Genomic DNA, 10961 nt, shown 5'->3' with positions numbered 1-10961 from the left:
GGAACGACGCGACGACATCCACGAAGCCTTCCTCGGCCTCGCCACCTGCCTCATCACCTACCGCCACGTCCAACGCCTTTGTTAGGACCTCTTAGGCACCGGTCAGGCCGCGAAGGCGACGTAAGTACCGAGGGTGAGGCCGGAGAAGGTGATGAGCTGGCGGGGCTTGAGGCACGTGAAGGCGGCGTGCATGCCGATGCCGGCTAGGACCGCGTACGGCACCGTCTGCGGGATGAGGAGGGCGATGGGCAGCGCGATCTCGGCTGCGATGACGGTGGCCGCGATGAGGCGCCACAGGCGAACGTCTCGGTCGGTGAGGTTGCCCATCTGGCGCAGGACAAGGCCCGGGATGGCATGCTCGCGTTGATAGGGCAGTTGGTCCTTGACCTGGGCGTAGACGTGAACCCACTGGGCGAGGTACAGGCCGGTGCGGAACTGGCGGGAGCGGATCTTCTGCCAGGCGGTGTTCCAGTAGATGTCCGTGGTGATCAGCACGAGGAGGCACTGGGCCCAGGTGTTGGCCGTGCTGGGAATGTGGTCGATGTGCAGTCCGCTGCCGAGGTCGCCGGCGGCCAGTAGGCAGGCGCCGGTCAGCAGGGTGTAGTGAATCGAGTTGGGGCTCTTCAGGTAGAGGAGTTCCATGGCGGCTCCGGCCAGGACCAGCAGGAGGCAGAGCCTCGGTACCAGGCCGGCGGCCAGAGTGAGGGCGGCGATGGTGCGGATGAGGAGCGCCGGCCGGTAGGCACTGGCGAGCAGACGGGCTCGCGCGAAGCCGTATCGCCGCTGTGCCAGGTGCAGACTGAGCGAGCCGGGTACGAACCGGTCCCAGCCACTCTGGCCGATGGAGAGGCCGAAGCGCAGGGCGAGGACCGTGCCGAAGATGATGCGGAAGTACTGGAGCCGTCCGGGGTCGGTGGGCTGCTGGAAGCCAGAGGCGACGGCGTCAAAGAACCACACGGCTGTCCCTCACTTCGATGGACTGCTCGCCCCGCTCGGACAGGACACGGCCGTGCCCGTCGATCCGGTCGTACTGACCACTGCGGCGAAGGTGATTGATGATCGTCAGGAGCTGGGGCGGTCCGAGCACGAAGGAGCCCGGGGTCAGGAAGCTGTAGGGGTTCACCGGCTCGGTGCGGCCGTCCTTGGTGCCGGTCAGCGTGATGATGGTGAAGGTGGCGCGGCAGAACATCTTCCAGCGCAGCCAGCGGCCGGGCAGGCGGGTGAAACCGGTGATCATCCATACCACCAAGGCGGCGGTGAGGGCGATCTGGACAGTGGACAGCACGGACACGTGCATGGACGCCTCCGGGGTGGGAGGGTGACGGGGTTGGTGGGCGGGCCCGGGAGCGGGGCCGCCCGGGTCAGCGCTCGGGCTTGGGCGGCCGCTGCATCAGTGCGGTCACGGCCTGGTCGAGGGTGACCTTTCCGTTCAGCAGGGCGGAAATCGCCTCGGTGATCGGCATCTCCACGTTGTGGGCCCGGGCCAGGGCGAGGATGACCTTCGCGGACTTGACGCCTTCGGTGGTCTGCTTGGTGGCGGCTGTCGCCTGTGCGACGCTCAGGCCGCGGCCGAGGTGGGTGCCGAAGGTGCGGTTGCGGGAGAGCGGGGAGGAGCAGGTGGCCACCAGGTCGCCTACGCCGGCCAGACCGGCGAGGGTTGCCGGGCGGGCGCCCATGGCCACCGCCAGACGGGTGGCCTCGGCCAGTCCGCGGGTCATGAGCATGGCCGCGACGGTGTCGCCCAGGCCCATGCCCGAGGCGATGCCGACCGCCAGAGCGATGACGTTTTTCACCGCGCCGCCGAGTTCGCAGCCGATCACGTCGGTGCTGGTGTAGGGCCTGAAGTAGGACGTGTGGCAGGCTGTTTGGAAGCAGCGTGCGGTTGCTTCGTCGGGGCAGGCGATCGTGGCGGCGGCTGGCTGTCCGGCCATGATCTCCGCCGCGAGGTTCGGGCCCGACAGCACTGCGACCCGGTCCGCGTGCATGCCGGTCACCTCGGTGATGACCTGGCTGGCGCGCAGGTTGCTGTCCGCTTCGATGCCCTTCATCAGCGACACGATCACGGTGGTGGGCCCGATGTGCGGCGCCCATGCGGCGAGAGCGGTCCGCAGGGACTGCGCGGGGATGGACAGGACGAGGAAATCCGCGCCGTCCAGGGCGGCGGCTGGATCAGTCGTCGCTGTGACGAGGGCAGGCAGCTCGGCGTCCGGGAAGTAGCCCGGGTTGCGGTGGCTGGTGTTGATCGCGTGGGCGATCTCGCTGCGGCGAGCGTGCACGACGACGCTGGTACCGGCGTCGGCCATGATCTTGGCGATGGCAGTGCCCCAGGACCCGGCCGACAGCACCGCCGCACGGGCACAGCGGTACGGCGTCATCGCGGGGTCCTCTCGTCGGATGGGGGCCTGTCGCCACGCCAGCTGACGGGCGAGGGCATCGTATCGGCCGTGCTGGACACCGCGTGAGCATCTGCCTGCCGCCGCAGCGTCAGCAGGACGGCTCGCCTTCCGCGGACCTTGGGGAGCATCCGGTGTGCCTCGCGGAGCATGTTCTCGGCCGGGGCCTCGCCCAGCTCGCGCCGCAGGTGGTCTGCGTGGGCGATCCACAGCTGGTAGAGCCGCTCCCACATCGCGGGTTCACCGGGCCGCTCGTCCAGGTGCTCTTGCGTCAGGCCGGCGGCGGCGACCTGCTCGTGCCACGCCGGTTGTGCGCCGCGCCGCAGCGAGCGGGTGACGACCAGACGGCCGCCCGGGGCCAGGACGCGGGCGAGTTCACGCAGAGCGGCCCCTCGGTCGGCGGCTCCGCCGAGGGCGTCCACGCACACGATGCCGTGGGCGCAGCCGTCGGGCAGGCCGGTGTTCTCCAGCTCCCCGACGTGGAAGACGGCACGGTCGGCGGCGGGCCCGAGGAAGTGGGCGCGGCGGGAGGTGGCCTGGGCGGTAGCGACGGGTGAGAGGTCGAAGGCGGCCAGGCGGACGGCGAGGGCGCGGGCTAGCCACAGGCCGATGCCTCCGGTGCCGCAGCCGGCGTCAACGAGGAGCTGGCCGGGCCGCATGCACAGGCGCGCGGTCATCAGCCCCAGCAAAGGCCAGTCGCAGGAGCTGGACGCGGCGACTTCGACCGGGTAGTTCTCTCCCATCGCCCTCGCATACAGGCGCGCGACGAGATCGGTGCGGGCACGGGCGGCGTGGAAGTCGTCGTACTGGACAGAGCGCTGCCCGCCGGGCGGAGTCGCCGAGGTGACGGAGTTCACCGGGACATCGACCTCCTGATCCGTGAGCGGGTGCCGGGGCAGACGACTTTCACGGCGTGGACGGGTCCGGTCCGGTCGGACAGGTCCAGGGCCACCGGCTCGTATCCGGTGACATGTGCGATCCGCCGCGCCGCGTCAGCGCGCTGGTCGGCGAGGCCACCGCAGGCCCCGGTGAAGTGGCCGCTCGCCTCGGGCCAGGGCGTGAGCCCCGTCGCTGCTGCCGGCCGGAAGAGCGGAATGCCGGAGCTGTCCGGATGGCTGGGGAGATCGTCACGGGTCCCGGCGATCGCGGTCAGCCGGGACTGGGCTGCCTCGGTCAGCGCCCGGGTCAGCGCGATCGCCGGGTCACTGTGGCAGCCGCCGCCGGCGAAGACCACCGGGAAGTCCTCCGACCACAGGTAGGCCACGCACACCGGCAGCCCGTACGGGCCGTCCACCAGCGCGATCTCCAGCTCCATCCCCGCCGCCACAAGCCGGCCGATCACCTCCCGGCCGTGCGGGTCCTGAACCGTCCCAGGCGCGATCAAGGTGCGCTGCCGGCCGCTGGAATGCCCGTCCTGGTACAGCACGTCCCGCTCCACCACCTCGAACAGGGCGTGCAGCAGGGCCTCGTCACGGGTGTTGCCGCATGCAAGACCGGTGCTGGTCGCACGCAGCAGATCCGGGTCCCACTCCGAGCGCTGCGGCCGGCAGCGGACGAGATCGGCCGGCAGCAGTACCTTCTCGCCGCTCACCAGGCCGGTGCCGTAAGTCCACTCCCACACCATGGCGGCCAGCACGCGCCCGGCGCACGGGACGGTCAACGGCAGCTCGCTGACGGGACAGTCCGGGGCGACTGCGGCGGCCGGGCCGCGGGCCGCGACGGGCAGCGGCTGCTCAAGGTGCCACAGCTCGATCGCCTCCATGACCGCGGACAGTTTCGCCAGTAGGCCGGTTGCGCCCTTGCCCTGTGACGCGCTCAAGGTCAGCGAGGCGGGCCTGATCGCCGTCCAGACCGGCAGCCCGACGCAGTCCAGACCGGTCAGGTCGGCGACCCGGGTGATACCGAACTCCGGCAGGTGTTGCGACACCGCCTCCCACGTCTGCTCGGGTGACCGGGTGCGCACCGTGCCCGGCAGCACCACCATGTCGTCAGCGCCCATGACGGGTCACCTCCGTCCGCTCGGCCGTCTCCTCCAGGAACCCGGGCACAAGCCGCTTGGCCGCCTCGACGGCGCGCGCCTCGCAGACCAGCCCGCGCGCGGACGCCTCCGCGTCGAGGCCCTGCTCGGCACAGCGCCAGATCCGGAGCAGCAGCCGGCGGGTGAGATCGTCGCTTACCGCGGCGACCGAGAACCCTGCCGCCGTGTGGTGGGCCCGTGTGAGGGCGTCGGCGTACCGGGCGACTGCCTGGCGATCCTGCTTGCTCTCGCCTGCCAGCAACAGGGACACACTCGCCTCGTCCCTCAGATCGACCAGCGGGTGGAACACCCGGTCGGCGGGCAGCAGCCGGCTGGTGGTCTCGGCCAGCCGCACCTCCAACGGCCGGCCCGGTCCGTCGGCCGGGTTCAGCGAGCGGTGTTCGAGGTAAGCCGTCCACCTCTGGCTGTACGCCGGGTCGAACACCTGCTGATAGACGAGCCGGTCCTCGGTGGACAGATCCAGCCCGTCCACGCACCTCCGGGAGAAGGCGTTGGACCAGCGATGGAAGTACGTCGTCGCCCACGCCGAAGGCGAGGGCCGGGTGACTCCGAGCGACGACCCCCACCCGTTCACCGCGGTACGCACGGCCGCAAGGGCGTCGGCGCGCTTGAGGTCACCGAAGTGCCGGTCCCGCAACCGCTGCTCGGCCAGCCATCGTGCGAACGCCGTCTCGCCCTGGCGACGGCAGACGGCTCGCACCGCCGCTGTAGTGCGCTGCGGGTAGAAGACCGCGCGTAACTCCTCCAGCAGCGCGGCAGCTCGCGCACCGTCCAGGACACCGGCCAGGACACCCAGCGACAGAACATGCCGCAGATTGACGACCGGCCAGGTCAGCGCATCGAACTCGCCATCGGGGGCCTGTCCGACCGCCACCTCGTCGTCGCCGTCGATCTCGCCACGGACGTAGCCGGCGTAGATGTTGCCGATCCCGTGCATCCCGAACTCGCGGAGTTCGGCCGCCCGCAGCGCGCCGATACTCGCCGCCCCGATCACCCGAACGCCCCGTCCCATCGCGGCCAGGATCTCCTTGTGCCGCAACGCCGGCGCTTGGTGATACACGCCATCGATGATCACCACCGTGTCGCCATCGCGGATCACGGCGTCGAACAGGTCCCCGTGCCGCACCGGCGGCCACACCCGCACGCCTGGTCCGGCAAGGCGCGGTTCGGACCGCGGCAGCGTCGGTCCGACGAACACGTGAATCACTCCAACCCTCCAGACAAGGTGAACCGCGAGAGGGCGCCCCTCCCAGGCCCCATGGGGACCATAGAAGGAGGGAGGAGCGCCCAGCTCAGAGCACGTGAGCAGAGGTGATCTACTCCTCGTCGAAGACGTCGTAGGCAACCACCGGCGCCTCGGTGATCTCCTCGCGCTCGTCGGCCGGCAGCGGGTTACTGACGGCCGCGGCAGCGGACTTGGACTGCTCCATGTGCGTCTCCTTCATCCATCTCGAATGTCGTGACGGCGCGGGCGGCAACCCGCCCGTACCGGTGGTGCGCGGGCTCCGCTGCTTCTACGGGGCCCGCCTGCCCGCCCCTGGCAGGGGCGGGAAGCCTGTTGAACGGCATGCGCTCGGCGCCTTGGACGTGGCGAGTACGGTCGGCACGGAAGCGCAGCATCACGGCGTTCGGCCTGCTCTTGTGTGCGCGCACCGAGTGCCTCTCTCGATGTCGTAGAGGGTGGGCCGGCGCGGTGCCCCACACGTGGCACAGACGGAGGGCCAGGGGACCGTCTTGCGCCCCGGATAGGGCCCGCCCGGTATGAAGCCAGCGGCCCGGGCTGCCTGCTCCGCAGCGGTGGCTTCTGCGGCTTTCCGCTTCTGCTTCTCCGCTTCGTCCTCCGCCCTCCAGTCCGTGTGCGGCACAGGTTGCTCGGCGGGCGGCGCAGGGAGTGCCTCGCTCGCCGGAGTGAACCCCCCGAAGAGGTAGCCGAGGCTGTACCACCGCTTCTCGATTTGCGTGGTCATGGGCGTTCGCTCTCCTTCACCGTTCGCGTGCGAATTCGGTGAAGGGCGGGATCGGCCTGGTCGTGCGGCCCCGACGACGGCACCATCCGCTTGGTGATGACGGCCGCGCGAGCGGCCGAGAGAGCCGACCAGTGCCGCCAGTCGGGCACCTTGCTGATGGGGTCCGGCCGCCAGAGGTCGAGAGGGACGATGCCCGGCGCCAGCAGTTCCCAGTTCTCCCCCGGGCGGATCAGGTCTGTGATCTCCTGCACCGATCGCGCCTCGTATCGGATGCCGGCCAAGGCGTAGATCCCAGCCAGGGCCTCCATCTCCTGCTCCACCCACTCGGTCGTGGCGTGGGTGACGGAGATCGCGCTGCCCGGCGGCAGCCACTCGCGCAGCCGCGTCAGCAAGCGGTCCGCAGCGGTCTTCTCCACCCACGGCAGCAGGTTGTGCGCGAGGGCGGCGATCGGCTTCTGACGGTCCAGACCGATGATTGCAGGATGCGCGAGCAGCCTGCCGATCTGCCCGACGTCCCCCTTGACGACCTCGGTGCTCTCGTCCTCGCCCAACACCATGCGGGCGTGCCCGCACACCACCGGATCACTGTCGACGTAGACCACCCGGGGCCGGGGCCCGTCAGCGGGAAGGTGCGCGGCCTCGTGCACGGGAGCCCCTGCGACGTACCGGCGCGGCCCCCGCCCGTTGCCCCCCTGGTCCATACGGGGGGCAGCCCACAACCCAGGTCGATGAACTGGCTGATGCCCAGCACACAGCGGAGGACGCGGACGACGCGTTCACGGAACCAGCCGTTGACCCTCACCATCAACGGCAGCCACGGCGCTACCTCCAGCAGCCGCTCCGCCAACTCCCGGTCGACCTCGTAGGTGTCCGTGTCACCGAGCAGGTGGTTCTCGACGCGAGTGACGGACGCCTGCACCAGCACCGACCGGGTCGGATTCTCGGTCATGCCTTGTCTCCTGCCTGCGCCTGGATCTTGGCGATGACGGCCGCGTAGGACTGGATGCGCGTCCAGTCGACCACCGCGGCCGTACCGGTGACTCCCCACTGGCTGGTCGGTACGATGCCGGGCGCCAGCAGCTCCCACTGGGCCTGAGGGGCGAGCAGGTCGGTGATCTCCCGGAACGTCCGCGGCTGGTAGTGCATGCCGGCCGCCGCGTACCGGCCGGCGAGTTCCTGCATCACCTCCGGCATCCGGTCGTTCGTGACGTGCGAGATGGAGATGGCGCTGCCCGGCGGCGACCACCCGCGCAGCGCGGCCATCACCCGGTGGGCGGCCTCGTCGTCCCACCACGCCAGCAGGTCGTGCAGCAGGAAGGCGATCGGCGCTCCCCGCATGCACGCGATGTCGGAATGCGCGAGGAGTTGGTCGATGTCCCGGACGTCCGCCCTGACCGCCGCCGTGCCCGAGCACGTGTCCAGCCTGCCCTTGGCGTGCGCATGCACCATTCGATCGTTGTCGACGTAGACGACCCGGGGAGCGCCGTGGACGCGGCGCGCGACCTCGTACACGGTCTGCGGCGCGAGTTTGTGCATCCCACGCTGGCGTGCGGGGGGCAGTCCGCATCCCAGGTCTACGAATTGGGTGATGTCCAGGCTGCGTGCGATGAACTCGACGGCGCGCGGCCGGTACCAGCTGTCGGTCCGGACCGCCTGCGGCCACCACGGTGCTGTCATCGAGAGGTTCCTGGCCAGCTGGAGGTCGTCCGGATAGTGGTCTACGCCTTCCTCCAGGACGTTGTAGACCCGTGCGACGCTGGGACCCGTCATCCCCAGAGGCTCCTGATCGGTGGCCGGCTGGTCGCTCGTCACGCCTTGCTCCTGATCATGCGGGGGGGGGGGGTGGTCATTCGGTGTCCGGCTCGACCGCGGCCCGGCGCCACAGCGTGTCGCGGACCTGGCTGATGAGGTCTCGGCTGTCCTCGCGGGAAAGGCTCGCCTGGTGCAGCGTGTCCAGCCAGCCGCGCAGGAGGGGCGGGTAGCCGTCACCGGAGCGGTACTCGATGCCCACAGGCTGTTCGGTCACGTAGAGGCGGTGCCCGTGGACGATCGCCTCGGTGACCGAGGATTCGAGCGGGGGGATTCTGTGGCGGGACGACACAACCATGATCTGGGCCCGCTCGCCGTCTACCAGATCAACGAGGTGCTGGAGCTGGCAGGCCATTACACGGAGCCCGCCGATGGACCGGTGGAGCACCGTCTCGGCCAGCAGGAGGGTGAACCTCCCGCTGGTGAAGGGGCGAGGGGTCTCCTGGCCGAGCGGCGCCGGCCTGGCGTCGCTCTTCGGGGTGCCGGGCGGCTTGAGGGCCTGGTGGTATCCGGGGGTCCGGTACGGGCGGGGGATCAGGTACGAGGTGTAGGACCGCAGACTCGTCGCGCTGCGCTGGACCGCCGCCAGTCGGTCGTACGCCCCGGGGCTGTGGTCGAATACCCGGAACCTGCCCGGGTCGCGGGGATCGGCCAGAAGTCGCTGGACCGCCTCGGTCTCCGCCTTCTCGGTGACCCGGTACAAGCGCATCAGGTCACGCACCTGGCCAGGTGGCACAGGCCGGGCTGCCCGTTCGATCTGGCTGACCACGGCCAGGTTCATTCTCAGATCGTTGGCGATGCTCGTGGCCGTGCGGTTGGCGTCCAGGCGCAGGGCGCGCAGGTAGGCGCCGACGACGATGTCCCCCGGTGGCGGGGTGACCAGCGGTGCCGGGATGGTGGGAAGCGACAGGGACGGGCCCGACGTGGTGAGCGGCCGGGCGGGGGACTGGCCGCCGGTCGGTGGGGCAGGCTGCTGGGCGTACGGGGCCGGCGCAGGGCGGGACGTGCCCAGGCTGTTCGCGGTCATGCCGTCGCCTGCTGTGTCGCGGCGAGGGCGTTCACGAGAGCCTCGGTCTGGTCGGGTGAGAGCGGGCTTAACGCCAGCAGCTCGTCGGCGCAGTGGCTGCAAAAGTCGCCGCGGGAGGGGTAGGCGTCTACCTCGATCCTGTCCCCGCCGAGCTTGGCCGTGAGCAGCTTGGAAAGGCGATCGGCGAACGGATGCAGCTTCGAGTCGTCCAGGATCAGCTTCTCGTCCGGCTCGCCGAGCGCAACGAGGACCTTCCGCGAGTCCTCTCCGTTGAGATACACCCCCCGCACTGTGTCGCCCCACGGCTCGACGCGGTCCGGGGCGGAGAAATCGAGCCGCTCCATGAGCGTGACCAACTGCACCGCGTGCTTCAGGGCAGCCGGGAACCGCTGGGTCACGGTGTCGACCAGCCGGTGGACGTCCTGCTCGGTGTGGAAGGTCACGAGCACGCCCCGACCGTCAGCAGGGTTGCGCTCGACGTGCACTCCGACGCCGACGGCTTCCAGGGCCTCGGCGGTGATCTGGACGGCATTGCCGGCGTTAGCGTCGACGTCGGGGACGGCCAGCAGGGGACCCAGGTAGGACAGCACCTGAAGTCGGCCAGTGGAGGCGATGATTTTGTGCTGGCCGTCCACGTACAACAGGGCCTCGCCGAGCCGCCGGGCCGCGTCACCGAACTCGGGGACCCTGACGTATTCGGACGGAGCTGACGAGCTGGTCATAAGGCTTTCCGTTCGTGAGGCTGCCACGAGGTCGGACAGGGCGGAACCTGCCACCACGAGCAACATGAAGGCGATCAGGACGATGAGACCGGCCTCATTCACCAGGCCGTCCCCTCGCGGTGACGGGCCGGACGATGGTCAGTGCCTTTCCCGGCCGGGATCTCCTTGCCTGTTCCTCGCCGACCTGCCCGACAGCGCGAAGCAGGGCCTGGACGAGCCGGCCGATGTTCTGTGCCCGCTTCCTGACCGCGTCATCGGAACCGGTCGGAAGTGGCAGTCCGAGCCGCCGGTGGGCCTCCCCGAGCGTTGCCTGCGCGGCACCGTAGGCAGGCGAGTCCTCGGGAATGTTCCGGTACTGAGCGTCCAAGTCCTCGGTGAGAACCTGGCCGTACGCGGTGAGCTGCTCCAGGAGAGCCGAGGCGACTTCGGTCGGCGGGAGGTCGGGACCGTCCAGCTTCCAGCCCAGCACCGTTTCGACGGCCTCCAGGAACTGGACTTTGTCGGGCATGCCCGGGGGTAGGTACGTCACGCCCTCACCTGTTCCGTTCGCGTCGGCGCGATACCGGACGGGTTCGAGTTGGGGTGCCGGAAGATGCGGCACTGCCAGCCGCGGGCCACGGCCTGCCACCGTGTACGCGCGTTCAGAAGACGCATGATCACTCGGAGGCGGTCAATCACCCCGTCCTCCGACAGGCCGAGCCGCTCCCCGATCTGCTGGTTGGTGTGCCCCTCCGCCACCAGCCGCAGAATGTGCACCAAGGCCTCGTCCAGGCGCACGTGCTCACAAGGCCCCAGAGTGATCAGCCGGTCGCGGACCACTGTGTCGATCAGCGGAGCGTACTTCGGTACCTGGATCCCCAACTGCCCGCACGCCCGCCGGACGTCACGATCGAGCGTCGTGGTCGAGATACTTAGGGGTCCTAACAGAAGTTGTTGATCAAGTGACTATCGGCTTGTCTGCTCGTTGGTCGGGTCGTGGGGAAGCGTCAGTCGCGGCCGTGGATC

Annotated in this window: 12 protein-coding genes and 1 pseudogene; all 13 read right to left on the bottom strand. The window is 69.9% G+C overall.

Annotated features, from left to right (window positions below):
- Positions 1 to 102: 102 nt before the first annotated feature.
- Positions 103 to 957: a hypothetical protein gene (locus ACZ63H_RS37935; protein ID WP_469873019.1), complete on the bottom strand. Its 855-nt coding sequence runs from the start codon at positions 955 to 957 to the stop codon at positions 103 to 105.
- Positions 944 to 1285, bottom strand: a complete 342-nt coding sequence (locus ACZ63H_RS37930) for a hypothetical protein (protein ID WP_469873018.1) — start codon at positions 1283 to 1285, stop codon at positions 944 to 946. Before ACZ63H_RS37930 ends, ACZ63H_RS37935 begins: the two co-directional genes overlap by 14 nt.
- 76 nt (positions 1286 to 1361) lie before the next feature.
- Positions 1362 to 2375, bottom strand: coding sequence for an NAD(P)H-dependent glycerol-3-phosphate dehydrogenase (locus ACZ63H_RS37925; protein WP_469873017.1), 1014 nt, complete (start codon positions 2373 to 2375; stop codon positions 1362 to 1364).
- Complete coding sequence (locus ACZ63H_RS37920; protein ID WP_469873016.1) at positions 2372 to 3250, bottom strand: class I SAM-dependent methyltransferase; 879 nt, start codon at positions 3248 to 3250, stop codon at positions 2372 to 2374. Before ACZ63H_RS37920 ends, ACZ63H_RS37925 begins: the two co-directional genes overlap by 4 nt.
- Complete coding sequence (locus tag ACZ63H_RS37915) at positions 3247 to 4392, bottom strand: YcaO-like family protein (protein WP_469873015.1); 1146 nt, start codon at positions 4390 to 4392, stop codon at positions 3247 to 3249. The genes ACZ63H_RS37920 and ACZ63H_RS37915 overlap by 4 nt, the downstream gene beginning before the upstream one ends.
- A complete protein-coding gene (locus tag ACZ63H_RS37910; RefSeq protein ID WP_469873014.1) occupies positions 4382 to 5638 on the bottom strand; it encodes a TfuA-like protein in 1257 nt (418 codons plus the stop codon). Before ACZ63H_RS37910 ends, ACZ63H_RS37915 begins: the two co-directional genes overlap by 11 nt.
- Before the next feature lie 756 nt (positions 5639 to 6394).
- Entirely contained in the window at positions 6395 to 7045 is a 651-nt protein-coding gene (locus ACZ63H_RS37905; RefSeq protein WP_469873013.1) for an SAM-dependent methyltransferase, read from the bottom strand.
- Between the two features lie 119 nt (positions 7046 to 7164).
- Positions 7165 to 7347, bottom strand: a pseudogene (locus ACZ63H_RS37900) (hypothetical protein); the annotation flags it as partial.
- Positions 7344 to 8210, bottom strand: a complete 867-nt coding sequence (locus ACZ63H_RS37895; RefSeq protein ID WP_469873012.1) for an SAM-dependent methyltransferase — start codon at positions 8208 to 8210, stop codon at positions 7344 to 7346. The gene ACZ63H_RS37895 and the pseudogene ACZ63H_RS37900, both read right to left, overlap by 4 nt.
- 34 nt (positions 8211 to 8244) lie before the next feature.
- On the bottom strand, positions 8245 to 9234 hold the full coding sequence (locus ACZ63H_RS37890) for a Scr1 family TA system antitoxin-like transcriptional regulator (RefSeq protein WP_469873011.1): 990 nt from the start codon (positions 9232 to 9234) through the stop codon (positions 8245 to 8247).
- A complete protein-coding gene (locus tag ACZ63H_RS37885; protein ID WP_469873010.1) occupies positions 9231 to 10058 on the bottom strand; it encodes a hypothetical protein in 828 nt (275 codons plus the stop codon). The genes ACZ63H_RS37890 and ACZ63H_RS37885 overlap by 4 nt, the downstream gene beginning before the upstream one ends.
- Positions 10051 to 10464: a DUF6415 family natural product biosynthesis protein gene (locus ACZ63H_RS37880; RefSeq protein WP_469873009.1), complete on the bottom strand. Its 414-nt coding sequence runs from the start codon at positions 10462 to 10464 to the stop codon at positions 10051 to 10053. The genes ACZ63H_RS37885 and ACZ63H_RS37880 overlap by 8 nt, the downstream gene beginning before the upstream one ends.
- Positions 10465 to 10481: 17 nt before the next feature.
- Entirely contained in the window at positions 10482 to 10733 is a 252-nt protein-coding gene (locus ACZ63H_RS37875; RefSeq protein WP_469873008.1) for a helix-turn-helix domain-containing protein, read from the bottom strand.
- Between the last annotated feature and the right edge of the window lie 228 nt (positions 10734 to 10961).

The organism is Streptomyces sp. NPDC104831 (assembly GCF_055583025.1).
The sequence above is the reverse complement of the archived record's forward strand: the minus strand, read 5'-3'. Positions and strand labels throughout refer to the sequence as shown.

Bases quoted from the DNA above. Each gene is read 5' to 3' on its own strand.
- ACZ63H_RS37880 (WP_469873009.1), bottom strand. From the start codon at position 10,464: ATGCCCGACAAAGTCCAGTTCCTGGAGGCCGTCGAAACGGTGCTGGGC.
- ACZ63H_RS37925 (WP_469873017.1), bottom strand. From the start codon at position 2,375: ATGACGCCGTACCGCTGTGCCCGTGCGGCGGTGCTGTCGGCCGGGTCC.
- ACZ63H_RS37890 (WP_469873011.1), bottom strand. From the start codon at position 9,234: ATGACCGCGAACAGCCTGGGCACGTCCCGCCCTGCGCCGGCCCCGTAC.
- ACZ63H_RS37915 (WP_469873015.1), bottom strand. From the start codon at position 4,392: ATGGGCGCTGACGACATGGTGGTGCTGCCGGGCACGGTGCGCACCCGG.